This window comes from Streptomyces sp. NBC_01537, from assembly GCF_045040445.1.
Lineage (GTDB): Bacteria > Actinomycetota > Actinomycetes > Streptomycetales > Streptomycetaceae > Actinacidiphila.
The window spans coordinates 3,767,258-3,789,361 of the sequence record NZ_CP109392.1 but is presented as its reverse complement, the minus strand read 5'-3'; the positions used below and the strand labels follow the sequence as shown (position 1 = coordinate 3,789,361).

Annotated in this window: 22 protein-coding genes; 10 read left to right on the top strand and 12 right to left on the bottom strand. The window is 70.7% G+C overall.

Translation table 11 applies throughout. From position 1 onward, the window contains the following. Positions 1-126 precede the first annotated feature (126 nt). Together OG607_RS17265 and OG607_RS17260 are read left to right on the top strand one after the other, a co-directional pair. The gene (locus OG607_RS17265) at positions 127-387 is read left to right on the top strand and encodes an SCO4848 family membrane protein (RefSeq protein ID WP_405724063.1); all 261 of its coding nucleotides are present in this window, start codon (positions 127-129) and stop codon (positions 385-387) included. After that, complete coding sequence (locus OG607_RS17260; RefSeq protein WP_405724062.1) at positions 384-1,592, top strand: metallophosphoesterase; 1,209 nt, start codon at positions 384-386, stop codon at positions 1,590-1,592. Before OG607_RS17265 ends, OG607_RS17260 begins: the two co-directional genes overlap by 4 nt. On the opposite strand, the gene OG607_RS17255 is transcribed toward OG607_RS17260, so the two are convergent. The 4 genes from OG607_RS17255 to OG607_RS17240 form a co-directional block, all read right to left on the bottom strand. Beyond that, a complete protein-coding gene (locus tag OG607_RS17255; RefSeq protein WP_405724061.1) occupies positions 1,558-2,310 on the bottom strand; it encodes a TetR family transcriptional regulator in 753 nt (250 codons plus the stop codon). The two genes, OG607_RS17260 and OG607_RS17255, sit on opposite strands and share 35 nt — an antisense overlap. Positions 2,311-2,320: 10 nt before the next feature. Beyond that, a complete protein-coding gene (locus OG607_RS17250; protein WP_405724060.1) occupies positions 2,321-2,851 on the bottom strand; it encodes a thiol-disulfide oxidoreductase DCC family protein in 531 nt (176 codons plus the stop codon). Continuing rightward, the gene (locus OG607_RS17245; protein WP_405724059.1) at positions 2,848-3,258 is read right to left on the bottom strand and encodes a hypothetical protein; all 411 of its coding nucleotides are present in this window, start codon (positions 3,256-3,258) and stop codon (positions 2,848-2,850) included. The genes OG607_RS17250 and OG607_RS17245 overlap by 4 nt, the downstream gene beginning before the upstream one ends. Before the next feature lie 145 nt (positions 3,259-3,403). After that, complete coding sequence (locus tag OG607_RS17240; RefSeq protein WP_405724058.1) at positions 3,404-5,605, bottom strand: MMPL family transporter; 2,202 nt, start codon at positions 5,603-5,605, stop codon at positions 3,404-3,406. A 149-nt stretch (positions 5,606-5,754) separates the two neighbouring features. Here OG607_RS17240 and OG607_RS17235 point away from each other — a divergent pair, with 149 nt between their 5' ends. The 3 genes from OG607_RS17235 (at position 5,755) to OG607_RS17225 (ending at position 8,633) form a co-directional block, all read left to right on the top strand. Beyond that, entirely contained in the window at positions 5,755-6,468 is a 714-nt protein-coding gene (locus OG607_RS17235) for a response regulator transcription factor (protein WP_405724057.1), read from the top strand. Beyond that, complete coding sequence (locus tag OG607_RS17230) at positions 6,465-7,982, top strand: sensor histidine kinase (protein WP_405724056.1); 1,518 nt, start codon at positions 6,465-6,467, stop codon at positions 7,980-7,982. The genes OG607_RS17235 and OG607_RS17230 overlap by 4 nt, the downstream gene beginning before the upstream one ends. A 225-nt stretch (positions 7,983-8,207) precedes the next feature. Continuing rightward, entirely contained in the window at positions 8,208-8,633 is a 426-nt protein-coding gene (locus tag OG607_RS17225) for a DUF4234 domain-containing protein (protein ID WP_405724055.1), read from the top strand. A gap of 82 nt (positions 8,634-8,715) precedes the next feature. Here OG607_RS17225 and OG607_RS17220 read toward each other — a convergent pair whose 3' ends face one another. The 7 genes from OG607_RS17220 to OG607_RS17190 all read right to left on the bottom strand — a co-directional run bounded on the left by OG607_RS17220 (position 8,716) and on the right by OG607_RS17190 (position 14,578). Then, on the bottom strand, positions 8,716-9,783 hold the full coding sequence (locus OG607_RS17220) for a D-alanyl-D-alanine carboxypeptidase family protein (protein ID WP_405724054.1): 1,068 nt from the start codon (positions 9,781-9,783) through the stop codon (positions 8,716-8,718). Between the two features lie 25 nt (positions 9,784-9,808). Continuing rightward, positions 9,809-10,456 carry a PhzF family phenazine biosynthesis protein gene (locus tag OG607_RS17215; protein ID WP_405724053.1) on the bottom strand — a complete coding sequence of 216 codons (648 nt, stop codon included), beginning with the start codon at positions 10,454-10,456 and terminating at the stop codon, positions 9,809-9,811. A 68-nt stretch (positions 10,457-10,524) separates the two neighbouring features. Beyond that, positions 10,525-11,298 (bottom strand): succinate dehydrogenase iron-sulfur subunit, encoded by a 774-nt coding sequence (locus tag OG607_RS17210; RefSeq protein WP_405724052.1) that lies wholly within the window; start codon positions 11,296-11,298, stop codon positions 10,525-10,527. Beyond that, positions 11,298-13,052, bottom strand: a complete 1,755-nt coding sequence (gene sdhA, locus OG607_RS17205) for a succinate dehydrogenase flavoprotein subunit (RefSeq protein ID WP_405724051.1) — start codon at positions 13,050-13,052, stop codon at positions 11,298-11,300. The genes OG607_RS17210 and sdhA overlap by 1 nt, the downstream gene beginning before the upstream one ends. Positions 13,053-13,081: 29 nt before the next feature. Further along, positions 13,082-13,552 (bottom strand): succinate dehydrogenase hydrophobic membrane anchor subunit, encoded by a 471-nt coding sequence (locus OG607_RS17200; protein ID WP_405724050.1) that lies wholly within the window; start codon positions 13,550-13,552, stop codon positions 13,082-13,084. Between the two features lie 8 nt (positions 13,553-13,560). Next, positions 13,561-13,941, bottom strand: coding sequence for a succinate dehydrogenase, cytochrome b556 subunit (gene sdhC, locus OG607_RS17195; RefSeq protein ID WP_329313401.1), 381 nt, complete (start codon positions 13,939-13,941; stop codon positions 13,561-13,563). Between the two features lie 184 nt (positions 13,942-14,125). Then, on the bottom strand, positions 14,126-14,578 hold the full coding sequence (locus OG607_RS17190; protein ID WP_405736852.1) for a 2-oxo-4-hydroxy-4-carboxy-5-ureidoimidazoline decarboxylase: 453 nt from the start codon (positions 14,576-14,578) through the stop codon (positions 14,126-14,128). A gap of 350 nt (positions 14,579-14,928) precedes the next feature. On the opposite strand from OG607_RS17190, the gene OG607_RS17185 reads away from it, so the two are divergent. The 4 genes from OG607_RS17185 (at position 14,929) to OG607_RS17170 (ending at position 19,064) form a co-directional block, all read left to right on the top strand. Beyond that, positions 14,929-16,503, top strand: coding sequence for a beta-N-acetylhexosaminidase (locus OG607_RS17185; RefSeq protein WP_405724049.1), 1,575 nt, complete (start codon positions 14,929-14,931; stop codon positions 16,501-16,503). A gap of 342 nt (positions 16,504-16,845) precedes the next feature. Continuing rightward, the gene (locus OG607_RS17180; protein WP_405724048.1) at positions 16,846-17,388 is read left to right on the top strand and encodes an RNA polymerase sigma factor; all 543 of its coding nucleotides are present in this window, start codon (positions 16,846-16,848) and stop codon (positions 17,386-17,388) included. A 114-nt stretch (positions 17,389-17,502) separates the two neighbouring features. Then, the gene (locus OG607_RS17175) at positions 17,503-18,102 is read left to right on the top strand and encodes an RNA polymerase sigma factor (protein WP_405736849.1); all 600 of its coding nucleotides are present in this window, start codon (positions 17,503-17,505) and stop codon (positions 18,100-18,102) included. Next, entirely contained in the window at positions 18,099-19,064 is a 966-nt protein-coding gene (locus OG607_RS17170; RefSeq protein ID WP_405724047.1) for a hypothetical protein, read from the top strand. The genes OG607_RS17175 and OG607_RS17170 overlap by 4 nt, the downstream gene beginning before the upstream one ends. Positions 19,065-19,547: 483 nt before the next feature. On the opposite strand, the gene OG607_RS17165 is transcribed toward OG607_RS17170, so the two are convergent. Beyond that, positions 19,548-20,336 (bottom strand): peptidoglycan-binding protein, encoded by a 789-nt coding sequence (locus OG607_RS17165; RefSeq protein ID WP_405736846.1) that lies wholly within the window; start codon positions 20,334-20,336, stop codon positions 19,548-19,550. Positions 20,337-20,505: 169 nt separating this feature from the next. On the opposite strand from OG607_RS17165, the gene OG607_RS17160 reads away from it, so the two are divergent. Further along, entirely contained in the window at positions 20,506-22,089 is a 1,584-nt protein-coding gene (locus tag OG607_RS17160) for a methylmalonyl-CoA mutase (protein WP_405724046.1), read from the top strand. Positions 22,090-22,104: the final 15 nt, after the last annotated feature.

Sequence of the window (22,104 nt, the reverse complement as noted above, 5' to 3'; positions counted from 1 at the left end):
ATGGCGGAGCTGAGAACCCGGCATGCGCGGGGGCTGATACCGGCCGTGAGCAGTGCCACGCGCAGGCCGTGCAACCTTCCGGCCCCGGCGGCGGTCCTCCCCGGAGGCCTGTTCATACTGGGGAACATGATGCTCAGCCGCCGTGTGTCCTGGTTCCTCATCGCGTTCGGCGTGTGGTCGTGGATCGTCTGGACGACCTTCGTCAAGAACCTCTGGAAGGACGCCGGCGGGCTCGCCTTCACCCACGGCGACCACTCCCAGCCGACGGCCTACTTCTGGGTTCATCTCACCCTCGCCGTCGTCTCGTTCCTGCTGGGCACGGCCATCGGCCTGCTCGGTCTGCGCGGTTTGCGCGGCCTGCGCGCTCAGCGCGGCGTGGCCTCGTGATCTTCCTGATCATCGCGGTCGTCCTCGCCCTCTTCGGCGGGGTGCACCTCTACCTGTGGAAGCGCCTGGTCCATGACGTCTCCGCGCCGGGCAGCCGGTGGCGGCGTACCGGAACCGTGCTGGCCGTTCTCCTGCCGCTGCTCAGCCTGGGCGCGCTGATCGGCGGGCGCGCGCTGCCGCTGGCGGCGGAGCGCTGGCTGGCCTGGCCCGGGTACATGTGGCTGGCGGTGCTGCTGTATCTGACGATGGCTCTGCTGGTGGGGGAGTTCGTACGGCCGCTCCTGCGCAGGGCGCTTATACGCACGCATGCGCAGGAGGCGCCGCAGCCCGCGCCGGAGCCCGATCCCGTTCCGGAGCCCGGGCCCGCTCCCGCCGATCCCGGCCGCCGGCTCTTCGTGGCCCGTACGGTCGCGATCGGCGCCGCCGCGGCCGCGGCGGCGACCGTCGGCTACGGGACGTACGGCGTGCTGCGCGGGCCGCGTCTGAAGTACGTGACCGTGCCGCTGGCCAAGCTGCCCGCGGCCGCGGACGGTTACCGGATCGCGGTGGTGAGCGACATCCACCTGGGGCCGATCCTGGGCCGGGCGCACACGCAGCGGATCGTGGACACGATCAACGGGGCGCGGCCGGACCTGGTGGCGATCGTCGGGGACCTGGTGGACGGCAGCGTCGCGGATCTGGGCCCGGCGGCGGAGCCGCTGGCGCAGCTCAGCGCGCGCGACGGCAGCTACTTCGTCACCGGCAACCACGAGTACTTCTCCGGCGCGGACCAGTGGGTGGACTTCGTACGCGAGCTGGGAGTGCACCCGCTCGCGAACGCCCGGGTCGAGATAGCCGCCGGCTTCGACCTCGCCGGGGTCAACGACATCAGCGGCGCGAACCACAACGCGGCCCCCGACTACGGCAAGGCGCTGGACGACCGGGACCGCACCCGGGCGGCCGTGCTGCTCGCGCACCAGCCGGTGATGATCCACGAGGCCGTGAAGCACGGCGTGGACCTCCAGCTGTCCGGGCACACCCACGGCGGGCAGCTCTGGCCCGGCAACTACATCGCGGAGCTGGCCAATCCGACCGTGGCGGGCCTGGAGCGCTACGGCGACACCCAGCTGTACGTCACCCGTGGCGCCGGCGCGTGGGGCCCGCCGGTGCGCGTGGACGCGCCGTCGGACATCACGATCGTGACGCTGGGTTCGCCGAAGGCGTGACCGGGGGCTGCCCCGCCGTCCGGTCGCCGAAGGTGCGGAACTCGCCCAGCGCCTCCAGGGCTTCGCGGGTGACCGGCCGCATGATCCGGTAGCGGGACAGGGCGACCAGCCGGGCCACGAGACCGGCGGTGCGGGTGACGAGGCGGCGGGTGCGCTCGGAGCCGGGGGAGCGGTCGTAGACCCAGAAGAGCACCACGCCCATCTGGTACATCCACAGCAGCTCCGGGAGCATCTCGGCCAGTTCGGCGTCGACCTTGACGCCCGACCCGCTCAGCACCCGCTCGTGGATCGCGATGGTGGCCTCGCGGGCGTGGCGCGAGTCGGGCGAGAACGGGCTGAGCGGGCTCTCGGGATCGGCGGCGTTCTTGAAGAACTGGACGGCGAAGCGGTGGTACGGCTCCGAGACGTCGAGCCAGAGCTCCATGACGCCGCGCAGCCGGGCGGCCAGATCGCGTTCGCCGCTGTCCAGCAGCTCCTGCACGGCCGCCTGGTGTTCGTTCGCGAGGCGGTCGTAGAAGCCCTGGACGAGGTGTTCCTTGCTGTCGAAGTAGTAGTACGCGTTGCCTACCGAGACTCCGGCCTCCTTGGCGATGGCGCGCATCGTCGTCTTGTCGTAGCCGCGTTCCTCGAAGAGCCGCATGGCGGTTTCGAGGATGAGCGTCCGGGTCTGCTCGCTCTTCGCGGCTTTCGGGGCCTTGGGCGGGGTCGCGTCTTCCACGTCGGTGAGCCTAACGGGGTACTTCGCAGCCGTCCGCGCAGGCACCGGGGGCGGGGGCGGGGGCGGGGGCGGGTACGGGGGCCGGGGTCTGCGGCCCGGTGTACGTCCAGCCGTCCGGGCCGAAGCGCCAGGCGCCCTGCGCCGGGTAGTTCGCCTCCGGCCGCCCGGCCGCCTCGCGGTACTTCGCCGCGGCCAGCACCGCCGCCCGGGCGAGCGGGGCGCCGGCCCTGGTGCTGAGCCGGTGGGCCATGGGCCGGTACTCGGACAGCGCCCACAGGACGACCAGCCAGGCGGCCTGGCCCTGGTAGACCTGCCCGCCGTCGCCGACCACCGTGATCTCGGACCGCGTGGTGGCGTGGTCGAGTTCCGGGAAGCGGCCCCGGGCCTCCTCGGAGCCGACCGGGACCAGGTCGAGGGGGACGAGCTGGCGCTGCCGGGTGAGCCAGCCCCGTACGAAGGCGCAGAGCGAGCAGTGCGGGTCGTACAGCACGGTCAGCCGGGCCAGCCCGGCCGGCCCCGTCGACGCTGTCGGCGCTGTCATCGGGCGGGCTGGGCCGGCGGGGTCCAGCCGGTCGGGGGGACGGGCGGGAGCTGCTCGCGGTCCATGACGCCCCGGCGGCGGATCTTGTTGAGGACATAGACGTTGCAGAGGTGCATGACGCCGAGGACGAGCAGGACGACGCCGATCTTGACCGACAGCTCCTCGAAGAGGCCGCGCGAGTCCTCGACCGCGTCCGAGGTCTTGAGGTACAGGGCGACGAACCCGAGGTTGACGAGGTAGAAGCCGACCACGAGGAGGTGGTTGACGGCGTCGGCGAGCTTTTCGTTGCCGTGCATGACGTCGGCGAGGAAGACCTTGCCGCTCTGGCTGAGGGTCCGGGCCACCCAGACGGTCAGCGCGATGCTGATGACCAGATAGACCACGTATGTGACGACCGTGAGGTCCATGTTCCCACCCTGAATGAGTCTGTTGAACGTGTTCAAAAGCCTTGTGGGACTGACTGTAGACCTATTTTTGAACATGTTCAAGGCCCCCGTTCCGCGGCTGCGGAACGGAGGCCTTGAGGGTGTGCCGGGTGTGCCGGGCGACGGCTCAGTCGTGCGAGGGAACCAGCTCCTTCGCCTCGCCGACCGGCTCCTCCTCGTCCGCCGGCTCGACCGCCATGTGCGGCAGCCGCTTGTCCAGCCAGCCCGGGAGCCACCAGTTGGAGTCGCCGAACAGGTGCATCAGCGACGGCACCAGGATCGTGCGCAGGACGAACGCGTCGAGCGCGACCGCGCCCGCGAGCCCGATGCCGAACATCGCCGTCGCGCGCTGGCCCATCAGCACGAAGGCGCCGAAGACGCAGATCATGATGACGGCCGCCGAGTTGATCACCCGGCTGGTCTCGGCGAGGCCGACCCGCACCGCGCGCGCGTTGTCGCGGGTGTGCACCCACTCCTCGTGCATGCGGCTGACCAGGAACACCTGGTAGTCCATCGAGAGCCCGAAGAGCAGCGACAGCATGATCACCGGGATGAACGAGTCGATCGGCCCGGCCCGCCCCGCGCTGAGCAGATCACCGCCCCAGCCCCACTGGAAGGCCGCGACCAGGACGCCGAAGGCCGCCGCCGCCGCGATCAGGTTCATCGCTGCCGCCGTGAGCGGGACGACGATGCTGCGGAAGGCGAGCATCAGGAGCACGAAGCCCAACGCGATGATGATCCCGATGAACAGCGGCAGCTTCTGCATGATGACATGCGCGAAGTCCTTGAAGATCGCGGTCTGTCCGCCGACGTAGGCCTGCATGGTGCTGCCCTTCTCGGCAGCCGGGATCACGTCGTCGCGCAGCCGGTCGATCAGCTCGTCCGTCTGGACCGCCTGCGGCGAGGTGGTCGGCACGACCTGCACCACGGCGACCGTCGCGCCCGCCTTCACCGGTACCGCGTTCACCGCCGCCACCCCGTCGAGCTTGCGGATGTCCGCGACCAGCCCGTCCAGGGCCGTCAGGTCGCCCGCCCCGCCCGGCACCTCGGCCAGGATGGTCAGCGGGCCGTTGAAGCCGGGCCCGAAGCCGTCGGCGAGCAGGTCGTACGCCTGCCGGGTGCTGGTGGACGCCTGGTTGTTGCCCTGGTCCGAGGAGCCGAGACGCAGCGACAGCGCCGGGATCGCGAGCGCGGCCATCACGACGACCGCGATCACGCCCAGGACCCGGGGGTGGCGCTGTACGAAGCCGGACCAGCGCGCGGCGGCGCCGACCGCCTCCTCGCTCTCCGGGCCGTGCTGCGCAAGCCGCTTTCGCTGGCGGCGGCTCAGCACGCGCATGCCGAGAACGCCCAGCATCGCCGGCAGCAGGGTCACCGAGGCCGCGACCGTGAGGATGACGGTGAGCACGGCGGAGACGGCCAGCCCGTCGAGGAAGTTCAGCCCGACCGCGTACATGCCCAGCAGCGCTATGCACACCGTGCCGCCCGCGAACAGCACCGCCCGCCCCGAGGTGTTGACCGCCTTGACGGCCGCCTCCTCCGGGACGAGGCCGCGCAGGATGCCCTTGCGGTGCCGGGTGACGATGAACAGGGCGTAGTCGATGCCGACACCCAGGCCGACCAGCGAGGCCAGGGTCGGGGCGATGTCGCCGAGATCCATGCCGTGGCTGAGGAGCGCGATCGCCGACACGGAGGTGCCGACGCCGAACACGGCGGTGAGGATCGGCAGCAGCATGCCGAACAGCGAGCCGAAGGCCAGGTACAGCACGATCGCTGCGGCGGCGATGCCGACGATCTCGCTCAGCCCCATCGGCGGCTGCTCGGCCTGCTGCACGGCCTGGCCGCCGACCTCGACCTCAAGGCCCTTCGCGGCGGAGTCCGGCGCCCGCGCGGTGTCGACGAAGGTGTTCACCTGGTCGACGGTCAGCTCGTTGCCGAGCTTGGACCAGGTGACGGTGGCGTAGGCGGTCCGGCCGTCCTTGCTGATCCGCCCGGCGCCCTGGGCGTCGTAGGGGCTCGCGACCGAGCCCACGTCCGGCAGCTTGGCGACCTTCGCGAGCGCCGCCGTCATCTCGTCCTTGACCGCCGCGTCGTTCACCGAGCCGCTGTCGGTGTGCCAGACGACGCTGTCGGCCTCGCCCGAGCGGTTCGGGAACGCCTGGTCCATCAGGGTCAGCACCTTGGCGGACTCGGTGCCGGGCAGCTGGAATACGTTGGCGTAGTTGCTGCCCACGGTGTTGCTGGCGATGCCGACACCGAACAGGGCCAGCACCCAGAACAGCACCACCGTCCATTTGTGCCGGTAGCACCATCGTGCCAATGCGGCCACGGCTACAGCTCCTTCATTTCATCAGTCGTGGAGTAACTACCTCAGCCTCCGTTGCGGCGAGGCGCTGAGCCAAGCGGCTCGGGCTTCTCTCAAGGAACTCCAAAGTTCCGGCCCGCACCGCGCGGGCGGGCGGCACCGATACTGGGGCCATGGAGAGTTCCGAGCCCGCCGCGACCGTACTGATCGTCGAGGACGAACCGAGCATCGCGGACATCCTCCGGATCACCCTGAAGTTCCACGGCTACACCGTGCACACCGCCGCCACCGGCCGCCTGGCCGTGGACGCCGCCCGCGAACACCGGCCCGACCTGGTGCTGCTGGATGTGATGCTGCCCGACGGCAACGGCTGGGAGGTCTGCCGCACGCTGCGCGCGGAGCGCGAGACCATCGGGGACCTCGCCGTCATCTTCGTGACCGCCCGGGACGCCCCGCGCGATGTCGTCGGCGGGCTCGCGCTCGGCGGCGACGACTACATCACCAAGCCGTTCGGCGTCGACGAGGTCCTCGCCCGCGTACAGGCCGTGCTGCGCCGCACCCGGCGGCACACGCCGACGCCCGATCCGGTGCTGCGCCACGGCGACCTGGAGATGAACGAGGCGACGTACAGCGTGCGGCGCGGCGGCGAGCCGGTCGAGCTGACGCCGACCGAGTACAGCCTGCTGCGGCAGCTGCTGCGCAATGCCGGGCGGATCGTCACCAAGGAGCAACTGCTGCAGGACGTGTGGAGCTACGACTTCGAGGTCGAGTCCACCGTCCTGGAGACGTACATCAGCTACCTGCGGCGCAAACTCGACCGCCTCGGCCCGCCCTTGATCGAGACCCGGCGCGGAGTCGGCTACGGGCTGCGGGCGGTGGCGGCGTGACCGGCCCGTCCCCGCTGGTGTGCAAACCGGGCACGCTGCGCGGGCGCATCACGCTCGCCAACGTGGCCTTCCTGGCGGCCGGGCTGGCCATGGCCGGGGTGGCGAGCCTGGTGGCCATGTACATGTTGCTGATCGGCGAGATCGACGACGGGCTGCACGCCTCGCAGCGCGGGCTGGAGCGCACCTCGCTCACCGCCGACGGCCTGCGCAAGCTGTGCACGATGACCGGCCTGGTCGAGAACTCCACCGAGAACCGCGAAGCGGTCCGCGCCTTCGACCAGGACCTCTTCGTGATCCTCGACCAGCACGGCCGGGCGGTCGACGCCTGCCTGGGCGACGCGGTCCCGTCCACCGCCGAACGCGCCCGGCTGGCCACGGCCGTCACCGATCCGAAAGCCCTGGCCGCGTCCGGCGACGCCGCCACCGTGAGCACCGGCGGCGACTACTACCGCGTCGCCGTCGCCCGGCTCGACGACGGCAGCATGGTCGTCAAGGGCGTACGGCTGGGCGGCGTGCGCAGGGCGGTTTTCCATCTCCTGCTCGTCGAGGCGGTGGTCGGCGCCGTCCTGCTCGGGCTGCTCACCTTCGGCTCCCTGCGGGCCGTCAGGCGCCGTCTGCGGCCACTGGAGGACATGGTGGAGACGGCCAGCGCCATCGCCGAGGGAGACCTCTCCCGGCGCGTCCCGGCGGCCCGCAAGGCCGGCGACGAGGTAGCCGCGCTCAGCGTCGCGCTCAACACCATGCTCCACCAGATCGAGCAGGCCCTCCTGACCAGTGAGGACGCCGCCGGCCGGCTCCGCCAGTTCGTCGCCGACGCCTCGCATGAGCTGCGCACTCCGCTCGCCACCGTCCGCGGCTATCTGGAGCTGTACGACAAGCGCATGCTCGACGACGCCGACCGCGACCGCGCCCTGCGGCGCGTCTCCGCCGAGGCCGAGCGCATGAGCCGGCTCGTCGACGAACTTCTCTCCCTCGCCCGCCTCGACCACCGGCCCGCGCTGCGGCTGCGTCCCGTCGACCTGCGGCAGCTCGTACGCGACGGGGTCGCCGACCTGTGCGCGCAGCAGCCGCAACGGCCGGTCCTGGTGGAGTGCGACGCCGGTGAACTCCTCGAAGTACGCGGCGACGAGGCCAAACTGCGGCAGGTCATCGGCAACCTGCTGGGCAACGTGCGTATCCACACCCCCGCCGACACCCCGGTCACCGTCGAGATCCGAGCCGACGCCGCCGGGTCGGCCGTCCTGCGCGTGACCGATTCCGGACCCGGCATGCGCGAGGAGGACGCCGCCCGGGTCTTCGACCGCTTCTTCCGCGCCGACCCCGACCGCTCCCGCGCGACCGGCGGCACCGGGCTCGGCATGTCCATCGTCGAGGCGGTCGTGCATGCGCATAACGGCTCCGTCGCCGTGGACACCGCGCCGGGCAGGGGCCTCACGGTACGGGTCGTGCTGCCTGCGCAGGCACGGGTTCCGATAGGTGACAAAACGCACACGTTGAATGCTCAACCGTCATAGGATCCATACAACCCTTTCCGTCGCGCCCCGAATGTGCGGGGTGATGGCGCTCGCGTCGGTGAGCTGTGCGGAATCTGTGCGAAGCCCCTAGCTGACACGCGTAGACGGAGCGATTACCTTTACCTTCGCTCTGGCACGCGGCAACGTGGTCCGGGCAGGCACTGACCATGCCTGCCGGTTCGCCTCGCGTCGAGCGTTCGATCAGTATGCGCACCTGGGGGCGGGATGTTCGAAGAAGTGCGGTACGGCCTGGCGGCCGGGGCGTACGCCGTCTCACCGCGAGCCGGGCTGGCCACGCCGTCCGGCGTCCTGCGCAGCCCAGCCTCGGTCTGGCTGCTCGGCTTCGCCACCCTCGGCGTCTACTGGCTGGTCTGGTACTACCGCGCCAACCGCGAGCTCCGCGACTTCGACCCCGAGATCAAGGTCCGCCCCGCCCTCTCCCTGCTCGCCGTCACCCTCGGCGCCCTCCTCGTCCTCCCGGCCGTCGCCTCCCTCTACAACACCGGCTGCCGCATCGCCCAGGCCCAGCGCCGCGCCGGCACCTGCGGCCGCGCCTCCGGCTTCCGCGGAGTCCTGCTCGCCGGTGCGTTGGTCCTGACGCCCTTCTACTACCAGGCCCAGCTCAACACGGTCTGGGTGGCGCGTAACTAGCGCTGTGGCCGCGAAAGTTCGCCGACGGAACCGGAAGCCGGACGGACCCGGCAAACCATTCCGGTCACCGCACCAGCGCTGTCTACCGCCGCCTTCTGCCCGCCTGCTTCGGCGCCGGGCGGCGGCGCAGCGCAAGCGAGCAGCCCGCGATGAGCACCGACAGCGTGGCCGCCGTACCGGCCCGCATCAAAGAGCCCTGGCCGGCCGAGGCGAGGCGCCTGGTGGCGGAGGACCTTGAACCGCCGGCTGCCGAAGGGCTGGGCGACGCCGTGGCGCTCAGCGGCTCGGCCAGCGTGCCGACCGGGTCCACCGTGTCGCCCGCCTTGAATCCCCAGTCCAGGAGCGCGGCGGCTTCCGTGTACACCTCGTCGTACCCGGAGGTCGGGTGCATGACGGTGACCAGCAGCGTACGGCCGTCACGCTTCGCGGCACCGGTGAAGGTGTTGCCGGCGTTGGTCGTGTAGCCGTTCTTCACACCGATGAGGCCGCGGTAGTCGCCCAGCAGGCGATTGGTGTTCTGGATCTGGAAGGTCTTGCCGCCCCCGGCCGGGAAATCGGCCACAGCGGTCGAGCAGTACTGGCGGAAGTCCGCGTTCTTCAGCCCCGCGCGCGCGAACAGCGTCAGGTCGTACGCCGACGACACCTGGCCCGTCTTGTCGTAGCCGTCCGGGCTGACCACGTGCGTGTCGTTCGCCTGCAGCTGCTTCGCCCGCGCCCGCATCTCCTCGACTGTCTTCTCCACCCCGCCGTTCATCGCGCACAGCACATGCACCGCGTCATTGCCCGACCGCAGGAACACCCCGAGCCACAGCTCCTCGACCGTGTACGTCGTCCCGCGCTCTATCCCCACCAGGCTGCTGCCCGCGCCCATCCCGGCGAGGTCCGCGTCCACCACTTTGTGTCTGCGCGTCTTGTCGAACTTCGGCAGCACCGTGTCCGCGAACAGCATCTTCAGCGTGCTCGCGGGCGGAAGCTGCTTGTGCGGGTTGTGCGCGGCCAGAATGCCGCCGGTGTCGGCGTCCGCCACGATCCAGGCGGCCGAGTTCGTCTTCGGCAGGGCCGCCGACGCGGCGGTGTTGCGGGCAGGCAGTACGGCAGCCGCGAGCGCGAGTGCGGTACGCCGCGACATGGTGGGGGGTGTCTCGGGCATCGGAATGAAAAACTACAAGTCGTACCTATGTACGGTCGACCCGGCCTCCGATATCGACGGTCCCGTCCCCGTTCACCCGCGTCAGGATCCGCGACCCCACCCCCTGCCGCACATCCAGCCCCCGCCCCAGCTCCCCCGTCAGCACCAGCGCCGCCGCCCCCGTCGCCTCGTCCTCCACGACCCCGTCCCCCCGCCGCGGAAACCCCCTCGCCCGCACCACCCCCGCCTCCTCGTCCGCCCACGCCCACGCGTACTCCCACCCCACCCCCGGCGGCGGCGCCGGCAGCCCCTCCACCTCCGCCACCGACCCGTACCGCACCGTCCTCTTCCCCTCCACCCACTCCGGCCGCGCCCTGATCCAGGTCACCTCGCCGTCCTGCCACGCCGCCACCTCCCCGGCCTCCGGCCGCAGCGTCCCCACCCCCAGCAGCCATGCCACGCCGACCAGCGGATAGCCGGCGAACGGCAGCCGCACGGACGGCGTGTAGATGTCCACCACGCCCTCGGCGGCGTCATCCACGAACACCGTCTCGCTGAAGCCCAGTTCGGCCGCCAGTGCCTGCCTCTCGGCCCGCGACGGCACCGCCGCACCGTCCCGTACGACGCCCAGGGCGTTGCCGCCGCGGCCGTCGGATCCGATGAACACCCGTAGGACTTCGTGAAGATCAGCCATACCGGCATCCAACCAAACGAGGGCCCCGGCGCAGAAGCGCCGGGGCCCTCGCAGACGGGACCGGAAGGTCAGAAGCGACGCGTGATCAGCGCGCGCTTCACCTCCTGGATGGCCTTGGTGACCTCGATGCCGCGCGGGCAGGCGTCCGTGCAGTTGAAGGTCGTACGGCAGCGCCAGACGCCGTCCTTGTCGTTGAGGATCTCGAGCCGCTGCTCACCGGCTTCGTCCCGGGAGTCGAAGATGAAGCGGTGGGCGTTGACGATCGCCGCCGGGCCGAAGTACTGGCCGTCGTTCCAGAACACCGGGCACGAGGAGGTGCAGGCGGCGCAGAGGATGCACTTGGTGGTGTCGTCGAAGCGCTCGCGGTCCTCGGGGGACTGACGGCGCTCGCGGGTCGGCTCGTTGCCCTTGGTGATGAGGAAGGGCATGACGTCGCGGTAGGCCTGGAAGAAGGGGTCCATGTCAACGACGAGGTCCTTGAGCACGGTCAGGCCCTTGATGGGCTCGACGGTGATGGGCTTCTCGGGGTTGATGTCCTTGATCAGGGTCTTGCAGGCGAGGCGGTTGCGGCCGTTGATGCGCATGGCGTCGGAGCCGCAGATGCCGTGGGCGCAGGAACGGCGGAAGGTCAGCGTTCCGTCGATCTCCCACTTGACCTTGTGGAGGGCGTCGAGGACACGCTCCTTGGGGTCGATCTCCAGCAGGTAGTCGATCCAGTTCGCCTCGTCCGAGACCTCGGAGTTGAAGCGCCGGATCCGCAGGGTGACGGTGATCAGGTGCGCACCGGTCGCCTCGGCGGCGTCCAGGGCGTCGCTGTTCTTCTCAAGCGTGGGGGTGCTCATCAGTACTTACGCTCCATCGGCTGGTAGCGGGTCGTCACGACCGGCTTGTAGTCGAGACGGATCGACTCGTTGCCGTCGGCACCCACTTCGCGGTACGCCATGGTGTGCCGCATGAAGTTGACGTCGTCGCGGTTGGGGTAGTCCTCGCGGTAGTGACCGCCGCGGGACTCCTTGCGGGCGAGGGCGGAGACGGCCATGACCTCGGCGAGGTCGAGCAGGTTGCCCAGCTCGATGGCCTCCAGGAGGTCGGTGTTGAACCGCTTGCCCTTGTCCTGGACCGAGACGTTCTTGTAGCGCTCGCGCAGACCCGCGATCTCCTCGACCGCTTCCTTGATGGTCTGCTCGGTGCGGAAGACCATCACGTTCTTGTCCATGCACTCCTGCAGCGCCTTGCGCAGGTCGGCGACCCGCTCGGTGCCGGTGGAGTTGCGCAGGCCCTCGACCTGGGCGACGACGACCGAGGCCGGGTCCTCCGGGAGCTCGACGTAGTCCGTCGTCGCGGAGTACTCGGCGGCGGCGATGCCGGCGCGGCGCCCGAAGACGTTGATGTCGAGCAGGGAGTTGGTGCCCAGGCGGTTGGCGCCGTGCACGGACACGCACGCGACCTCGCCGGCGGCGTACAGGCCCGGAACGACGGTGGTGTTGTCGCTCAGCACCTCGCCCTCGACGTTGGTCGGGATGCCGCCCATGGCGTAGTGCGCGGTGGGCTGGATCGGGATCGGGTCCGTGTAGGGCTCGATGCCCAGGTACGTACGCGCGAACTCGGTGATGTCCGGGAGCTTGGCGTCGAGCTGCTCCGGCGGGAGGTGGGTGAGGTCGAGGTAGACGTGGTCGCCCTCGGGACCGCAGCCACGGCCTTCGCGGATCTCGGTGTAGATGGCGCGGGAGACGACGTCACGGGACGCGAGGTCCTTCATGACCGGCGCGTACTTCTCCATGAAGCGCTCGCCGTCCTTGTTGCGGAGGATGCCGCCCTCACCGCGGGCGCCCTCCGTCAGCAGGATGCCCATGCGCCAGATGCCGGTCGGGTGGAACTGGAAGAACTCCATGTCCTCCAGCGGCAGCCCGCGCCGGTACGCGACCGCCTGGCCGTCGCCGGTCAGGGTGTGCGCGTTGGAGGTCACCTTGAAGAACTTGCCGGTGCCGCCGGAGGCGAAGATGACGGCCTTGGCCTGGAAGACGTGGATCTCGCCGGTGGCCAGCTCGTAGGCGACGACGCCGGAGGTCTTCTGGACCCCGTCGACCTCGGCGAGGAGCAGGTCCAGGACGTAGAACTCGTTGAAGAACTCCACGCCCTCCTTGACGCAGTTCTGGTACAGCGTCTGGAGGATCATGTGACCGGTGCGGTCCGAGGCGTAGCACGAGCGGCGCACGGCGGCCTCGCCGTGGTTGCGGGTGTGCCCGCCGAAGCGGCGCTGGTCGATGTTGCCTTCGGGCGTCCGGTTGAACGGCAGGCCCATCTTCTCCAGGTCCAGGACCGCGTCGATGGCCTCCTTCGCGAGGATCTCGGCGGCGTCCTGGTCGACCAGGTAGTCACCGCCCTTGATCGTGTCGAAGGTGTGCCACTCCCAGTTGTCCTCCTCGACGTTCGCCAGCGCGGCGGCCATGCCGCCCTGGGCGGCGCCGGTGTGGGAGCGCGTCGGGTAGAGCTTCGTCAGGACGGCGGTGCGGCTGCGCTTGGTGGACTCGATGGCCGCGCGCATGCCGGCGCCGCCGGCGCCGACGATGACGGTGTCGTACTTGTGGATCTGCATGAGGGTCGCTTCCCTGTCCCAGCCCTGGCTTAGCGGATGTTCGGGTCGAAGGTGAAGATCACCAACGTGCCGAGCAGGATGGTGAACGCTGTCGCCGTGAAGAGCAGCGTCTTGAGCCAGAGCCGGGTGTTCGCCCGTTCGGCGTAGTCGTTGATCACCGTACGGAGGCCGTTGCCGCCGTGCAGCATGGCCAGCCACAGCATGATGAGGTCCCAGCCCTGCCAGAACGGCGAGGCCCAGCGGCCGGCCACGAAGGCGAAGCCGACCTTGGTCACGCCGCCGTCCAGCACCAGCTGGATCAGCAGGTGGCCCAGGACCAGGACGACGAGCACGATGCCGGACAGGCGCATGAACAGCCAGCCGTACAGCTCGAAGTTGGTCCGGGTCGCGCGCGGGGTGCGCTTGGTGCGGGCCCGCGGCGGCTCGATGACCGGCGCCGGGTTGTCCGGGCTGAAGGCGGCGCTGGAGGCGTTCAGCTCCACGGAGTCGGATACAGACATGGCTTGCCTCAGCTCCCGAACAGGACTCGTGCGGCGTGGCCGAGGACGGGGTAGATCGCGCCGATCATCAGCACGACCCAGACTCCGACGACGGTCCACAGCATCTGCTTCTGGTACTTCGGGCCCTTGGACCAGAAGTCCACGGCGATGACGCGCAGGCCGTTCAGAGCGTGGAAGAGGATCGCCGCGACCAGCCCGTATTCGAGCAGGCTGACGATGGGCTGCTTGTAGGTGTTGACGACCTTGTCGTAGTCCTCGGGGGAGACCCGGACCAGCGCGGTGTCGAGGACATGGACGAACAGGAAGAAGAAGATGAGGACACCGGTGACTCGATGAGCCACCCATGACCACATGCCTTCCCGGCCGCGGTACAGCGTTCCAGCCGGCACGGAAAAAACCCTCCGGGAGCGGGGTGGGGGCCTGCCGGCTTCGGTGTCGGTCGCGGCCCGGCCGGGTACGGTCCTCCGGCCCCGGCCATCGTAGCGACGGCTTGTCGGCTACGTCCCGCCGGGTCCGCCAGGTGTGATCGATCCCGCACGACTGGGCGTACGTTCCCGGGAACCCGTTGGGAGATCAGCCCCGGGTGAGCCGGGTGAGCCGGCCCCGGGTGACCTTGCGGAGCTGGTCCGCCGCGGTGGCGCGCTCCTCGTCCGGGTCGTTGCCGAGGCGGGCGCGGATGCCGGCCAGCACCTGGTCGAGCAGCTCGTCCGGATGGAATCCGTCCAGGGCCACCACGAAGACATGCCCGAAGCGCGCCTCGTACGCGGCGTGGGCGGCCCGCAGCGCGGTGTGCGCGGCCAGTCCGCCGCGCGGCGGCAGCGGCGCGGTCGCCGCGGCCTCGGCGGCCAGGGCCTCGGTGAGGTCGGCGGGCGCGAGATCGTACCCGGCCTCGTCGGCTGCGGCCAGCAGGGACGCGACGTCCGGGTAGGGGCGGTGGGCGGCCACCCGGCGGGCCCAGCGGCGGCTGCCGCACATGCCCAGGAGGGTGGCCTCCGCGGCCGCCGGCGGGGCGTCGTTGAGGCGGATGAGGCCGTTGGGCCGGTCGGCTCCGCCTGCTTCGCGCCGGGACTGCGGCGGAAGGTGCGCGCTGACGGCTGTGACGGCCGGGGTGTCGCTGGACAGCTCAGGGCTCCTGTTTACGGGACGGCTGGGAGCGGGGGTGGTGGGACGCGGGAAACACCAAGAAAGCTATGGGATGGCTGTGGGGTCGTGCCACCGTATCGACGGATGTTCACTGCTGTCCGACGGATGCACGAATTTCACCCTTACGAGGTCCAACCTGAGCGAATGCGGACGCGGGCCCTCCTGTTTAGCGTCTATGTATGGTGCATCTGTGGACGAAACTCGCATCCTTTGTCGGTGCGGTGGCGGTCATCATGGCCGTATTCGTGCCCGAGCCCTCTCCCGCGGCCGCCGCGGCCATGCCGGCGATCCCCTCGATACCGGCCGTACGCTCCTTCACCCCCACCGCCGGGGGGACCTGGCGGCCCGCCTCCGGCACCCGCGTCGTCGCCCCTGTCGGAAGCGCCGTAGAGGACGAGGCGCGGCTGCTCGCCGCAGAGCTGAACGTTCCGTACGCCAACGGTCCCCCCGGGCCCGGGGACATCTCGCTTTCACTCCAATGGGTGAACGACAACCCGGAGGCCTACGAGCTGGCCAGCTCCGCCTCCGGCATCGCCATCCGTGGCACCACCGACGCCGGCGTCTTCTACGGCACCCGCACCCTGCTCCAGGTGCTGCGCGCCCGTGGCGGCTTCCCAGGCGGCATCGTGCAGGACCGGCCCGACCGTCCGCAGCGAGGGCTGATGGTCGACGTCGGCCGCAAGTACTTCACGCCCGGCTGGCTGCGGGCGCGGATCGGTGAGCTGTCCTATCTCAAGCTCAACGAGCTCCATCTGCACCTCAGCGACAACCAGGGCTTCCGCGTCCAGAGCACCACCCACCCCGAGGTCGTCTCCGCCCGCCACCTCAGCAAGGCCGACATCCGCGATCTCGTCGCCTACGCCGCCCGGCGGCACCTCACCGTCATCCCCGAGATCGACAGCCCCGGCCACCTGGGCGCCGTCCTCGCCGCGCACCCCTCACTGCAGCTGCGGACCCGCCTCGGGGTGCCCGTCAACGGCGCGATCGACATCTCGAACCCCCGGTCCGCGACGCTCCTCGACGACCTGATCAAGGAGTACGCCCCGCTCTTCCCCGGCCGGTACTGGCACCTCGGCGGCGACGAGTACGGCGCGCTGACCGTGCCCGACCCGCAGGCCGCCTTCCCGCAGCTCGCCGCCTACGCCCGCAGCCGCTTCGGGCCGGCCGGCACGGTCGCCGACGCCGCCACCGCCTGGCTCAACGACCGCTCGGCGGTGCTGCGCCGCTACGGCAGGACGACGAAGGTGTGGAACGACGGCTTCTTCAGCAGCCCCCGGTCCTGGCCCGACGCCGGCCGCGAGGTCGAGTACTGGTCCAGCAACGTCCAGCGCGGGCCGCTGCCCGAGACGTATCTGAGGGAGGGACGGACCCTGGTCAACCTCAACTCCTGGTACCTCTACTACGTCCTCGGCAGCCCGGCCAGCTTCCCCTATCCGAGCGGCCGCGCCATCTACGAGCGCTGGACCCCGGCCGTCGTCTACCGCGACCGCGCCGTCCCCGCCGCCCTCGCCGGCGCCGACCGGATCCTCGGCGGCCGCCTCGCCGTCTGGTGCGACCACGGCGACGCGCAGACCGAGACGCAGATCGCCGCCGGCATCCGGCTGCCCCTGCGCGCGCTCGCCCAGAAGGTCTGGGACCCGCGCACCCCGGCGCTGAGCTGGGAGGGCTTCAAGTCCCTGGCGAACGCGGTCGGTCAAGAGGCCGCGCGGATAGGTGGGGTGGGTGAAGGTGCGGGTCGAGGGGCAAGTCTGGCAAGGCGGAGGAGGGAGGCGACGCGTTGGGGGTACCCCCTGCTCGAGCGGAGCTGAGAGCTTGGGGGCGTCGTGGACCGACGACAACGCCGCCAGGCGCCGCCCATCGACCCGCGACGCCGCCCCACCTATCCGCGCGGCCTCGAAGGCCTGTCCTGACCAAAGGAGGCGGCCGGGGCCCGCTTCCCCCCACGGGAGCGTCCCCGACCGCCGTCTGGTGGCGGCCCTGTCATGTACAGCGTCCGCAGGGCAGTAAGTGTCACACCCCCAGGGGTGTGACGATTCTGTTCGATTCCACGCTGTAGGAGTTGGGGAGCCGTACGGCTGGGGGCAACCCCGGATCTGCGGCCGACGGTCGGCGGTCGAGCCGAAGCTGAGCGCAGCGGAGGCGAGACCGCCTTGAAAAACGATGACGAGCTCGGTGTGGCGGTCGAGCGTGCCCAGGGCGGGGACGAGGCGGCCTTCACGGTGGTCTACCGGCTGGTGGACCCGCTGCTCCTCAACTACGTACGGACCATCGTCGGTCCGGCCGACGCGGAGGACGTGACGTCCGAGGCATGGCTGGAGATCGCCCGCGACCTCGGCCGGTTCCGGGGCGACGGGGCCGGTTTCCGGGGCTGGGCGGCGACCATCGCGCGGCACCGGGCACTGGACCACCTGCGCTGGCAGCGCTCGCGGCCCCGGGCGACCCTGCTGGAGCAGGACGTCCTCGAACTGCCCGGGGCCGAGGACACCGCCGCCGAGGCCCTGGAGCGGCTCTCCACCCGGCAGGCCCTCGCGCTGATCGCCACCCTCCCCCCGGACCAGGCCGAGGCCGTACTGCTGCGGGTCCTGGTCGGACTCGACGCCGCCTCGGCCGCCCGGGTCCTGGGCAAGCGGCCCGGTGCTGTCCGTACGGCTTCGTACCGCGGCCTGAAACGACTGTCCCGGCTCCTCGACTGACACGAACCGCGTGCGCAACCGCCACTTACCTGTGCGTAAGACCCCAGGAGCCCGGCGCGGCCCGGCAATGGGGCAGGATGGGGCGCCTGGGTGAGGGGGTATGGAGACGTGGATCTGGCGACCGCGGTGCGCGCGGCGCAAGGGGGTGACGAGGAGGCCTTCCGGGTCTTGTACCGGACGGTGCAGCCACAGCTGCTGCAGTACGTACGCACCTTCGTCGGCGCGGCGGACGCCGAGGACGTGGCCTCCGAGGCCTGGCTGCAGATCGCCCGTGACCTGCCGGGCTTCCGCGACACCGGGGCCACGGACACCGGGGACGCGATACGCGGCTGGACGGCGCGGATCGCCCGCAACCGGGCGCTGGACCACCTGCGGGCCGCGGGCCGCCGGCCGATAGCCGCCGGCGGCGTCGAGGAACTGCTCGACCGGCCCGGCGGACAGGACACGGCGGAGGAGGCGGTGGCCGCGGTCGGCACCGGGAGGGCGCTGGCGGCGATCGCGTCGCTGCCGAGGGACCAGGCGGAGGCGGTGCTGCTGCGGGTCGTGATGGGTCTGGACTCCAAGAGCGCGGCGGACGTGCTGGGCAAGCGGCCGGGGGCGATGCGGATGGCCACCAGCCGCGGACTGCGGCGGTTGGCTGAGCTGCTGGAATATGACGGAGGCGTGTCGAGTGTGACGTTTTCGGTGTCTCGAACGCTTGAGGACATGAGATGAGCGATAACCGAGGACCCGACTGGCTCGACGACGCCACCGCCGAGCGGCTGCTGCGCGGCACGAGGGATCCGTCCCTGGACGCTTCCGTGGACGCCTCCATGGGCGAGGCCCAGCACGTCGCCACGGACCCGGCCGACGACAAGCGCGCCGCCGCGCTGGCAGGGCTGCTCGCCGCCGCCGCCGCGCCGGCCGCTCTCGACCCGGCCCGCGAGGAGGCGGCGGTCGCCGCCTTCCGGGCCGCCCGCGACGCGGGCACGCTCACCGCCGGCGTACGGCAGCGCCACCGGCGGCGCTCCGACGACTGGCGGCCCGGAGCCCGGGGGCTGCGCCACGCGGCGCGCTCGGCCAAGACCGTCACCGGCGCGCTGTTCGCCACCCTTGCCCTGGGCGGGGTCGCGGTGGCCGCCGCCGTGGGCGCGCTGCCGACCTCCTTCGGCAGCGGTGCACAGGGCCCCGACCCGCTGCAGAGCGGCGGTTCCAGCGCCCGGGCCGGCGCCACGGACCCCGGCCGGTCCGCCTCCCCCGCACCGGACCAGGAGCGCCCGGCCGGTGGGGCCTCGCGCGGCGTGGCCACCCCCACGGCGCCCGCGTCCCCCGGTTCCACGAACTTCAAGACGCTCTGCACGGCGTACGCCGCCGCCGACTGGCGCCGGGGCGGCATGGACCGCCAGTCCTACCGGGAGCTGGAGAAGGCCGCCGGCGGCGGACGGCACCGGGTGCGCCAGTACTGCGCGGGACTGCTCGGCCACGGCGGCTGGGCGGACGGCAGCGGCGGCGACGGCTCGCCCACGGACTCCACGGGCACCCCCGGCGGGGATTCCGGTGCGAGCGGCTCGTCGATGCAGGGTGACAGCGACAGCGGCAGCGGCAGCGGTGACGCGGGCGACGTCGTCGACGGTGCCGGCAGCGGAAACGGCGGCAGCAACGGCAGTGACGGCCAGTCACCTCAGAATGCGAACTAGTGACCGGGTGACGTTTTCCGGCGGACCGGCGCTGTATGAGGTGGGTCGACTGGTCATCGGCCAAGCGGGTCCGGGTTCTCCCCGTACCGATCGGGCTCGCGTCAGGGCGTGGCCGGGCGCATGCACCAACCCCCCGGCCCGGTCACGCCCCCAGGTGTGACACTTTCGGCGCCCCTGGCGCTGTACAGAGTGGGTCGACTGGTCATCGGCCCGCGGATGCCCGGTCCCCCCGTATCGGGCGTCCTTCCGAGGAACGCGGGCGGGGCGCATTTCCCCCCGCCCCGCCCGCGTCCTTTTCTTTTTTTAGAGGCTCGGTTCGCCGCCGCTGCGCTCAGCCACTGTCGACAGTCGACGTGCTCGGTCGCTCGTGCCTCGCTCCCTGCGCGCGTCTCCTTTTCGACAGCGGCCGCTCCGCTTTGGCTCACTCGCCTACCGTCGGCCGCAGATGCCGTGGTGAAGGCTGGCTGTGGGATCACTGGGGCGTCACCAGTAGACGACCACCTTGTCGCCGATCCGTACCTGGTCGAACAGGGCGGAGATCCCGTTCAGATCCCGTACGTTGACGCAGCCGTGCGAGGCGCCGGCGTAGCCGCGGGCGGCGAAGTCGGCGGAGTAGTGGACGGCCTGGCCGCCGCTGAAGAACATCGCGTACGGCATGGCGGTGTGGTAGATCGTCGACACGTGGTGGCGGCTCTTGGAGTTGACCTTGAAGGTGCCCTCGCGGGTGGGCGTGTACTGCGAGCCGAAGCGTACGTCCATGGACTTCAGGACCTTGCCGTCCACCACCCAGGACAGCGTGCGGCTGGTCTTGCTGATGCACAGGACGCGTCCGGTGAGGCAGCGCTGGTCGAGTTCGGCGACCGGGCGGCTGGTGGCGGGGTACATAGCGGCGTGCGTCGGCTGCTTGGTGAGCGAGCGGAGCTTGCTCCAGGTGGCCTTGGTGACGGTGCCGGAGGCGGTGAGGCCGTGCTTGGCCTGGAAGGCGCGGACGGCGGCCGCGGTCACGCTGCCGTAGTAGCCGGTGGGGGAGGGGGAGAAGTGCCCGAGCTGCTTGAGCCGGGCCTGGAGTTCGCGGACCTGGGCGCTACTGGAGCCGCGGGCCATGAGGGGCCGCTCGGTCGGGCGGGCAGGGGCGGCGGTGGACCGGCTGGGGCTGGTGCTGGGGCTGGGGCTCGCGCTCGCATGGGAGGCGGTTGGCGAAGCCGACGCCGAAGGTGAGGCCGAGGACGCTGCCTCGGTGGCCTGGGCCGTACAGCCGATGGCCGACATCATGGCCAGTACGGCGGTGGCCGCCAGACCTATTCGGGTTCGGGTGTTCCTGCTCGGCACTTTGCCCCCCTGGACATCGTCGTACCTCCTTGGACACTTTTCCCGGATATGTAGTTCCAGGAACCTGGCATAAGACTGTGAGGGGGCTGTGCGGGGAAGGAGTCGTGAACCCATGACACGTGAGTCCGAATCCGGGCTGCCGATCGAACAGGTCTACGGGCCGGACGCCCTGAGGGGCTGGGATCCGGGCGGCAGGCTCGGCGAGCCCGGGGCGTATCCCTTCACCAGGGGCGTCTATCCGTCCATGTACTCCGGCCGCCCCTGGACCATGCGCCAGTACGCGGGCTTCGGCACCGCCACCGAGTCCAACGCCCGCTACCGGCAGCTGATCGCCCACGGCACGATGGGCCTGTCCGTCGCCTTTGACCTGCCCACTCAGATGGGCCACGACTCCGACGCCGTCATCGCCCACGGTGAGGTCGGCAAGGTGGGCGTCGCCATCGACTCGGTCGAGGACATGAAGGTGCTCTTCGACGGCATTCCGCTGGACAAGGTGTCCACGTCGATGACGATCAACGCGCCCGCCGCGCTGCTTTTGCTGATGTACCAGCTGGTCGCCGAGGAGCAGGGCGTCGCCGCCGACAAGATCACCGGCACGGTCCAGAACGATGTGCTGAAGGAATACATCGCGCGCGGTACGTATATCTTCCCGCCCAAGCCGAGTCTGCGGCTGACCGCCGATATCTTCGCGTACTGCCGGACCACGATCCCGAAATGGAACACCATCTCGATCTCCGGCTACCACATGGCCGAGGCCGGTGCCTCTCCCGTTCAGGAGATCGCCTTTACCCTGGCTGACGGAATCGAATACGTCCGCACGGCCGTCGCGGCGGGTATGGATGTCGACGACTTCGCGCCCCGCTTGTCCTTCTTCTTCGTATCCCGTACGACGCTCCTCGAAGAGGTCGCCAAATTCCGCGCCGCCCGCCGGATCTGGGCGCGCGTCATGCGCGAGCAGTTCGGCGCCCGCGACCCCAGGTCCCAGATGCTGCGCTTCCACACTCAGACCGCGGGAGTCCAGCTCACCGCCCAGCAGCCCGAGGTCAACCTCGTGCGCGTGGCCCTCCAGGGTCTGGCGGCGGTGCTCGGCGGCACGCAGTCCCTTCACACGAATGCCTTCGACGAGGCGATCGCTCTCCCCACGGACAAGTCCGCGCGGCTCGCGCTGCGCACGCAGCAGGTACTCGCCTACGAGACCGATGTCACCGCGACCGTCGACCCCTTCGCGGGCTCCTACGCCATCGAAAGGCTGACCGATGAGGTCGAGGCCGCCGCTGTCGATCTCATGCGCAGGGTTGAGGACCTCGGCGGTGCGGTCAGCGCCATCGAGCGGGGCTTCCAGAAGGAGGAGATCGAGCGCAGCGCGTACCGCGTCCAGCAGGAGACCGATTCCGGTGAGCGGGTCGTCGTCGGCGTCAACCGCTTCGCCCTTGATGAGGAGGAGCCGTACGAGCCGCTCCGGGTCGATCCCGCCATCGAGGCCCAGCAGGTGGAGCGGCTGGCCGTGCTGCGCGCCTCGCGCGACCAGGCGGCGGTCGACGCGGCGCTGTCCGCCATGCGCAGGGCGGCCGACGGCACGGACACCAATGTCCTGCACCCGATGAAGGACGCGCTGCGCGCGCGGGCGACGGTTGGTGAGGTGTGCGGCGCGCTGCGGGAGGTGTGGGGCACATACGTCCCGGCTGACGCGTTCTGAGTTTCTGCAACGCGT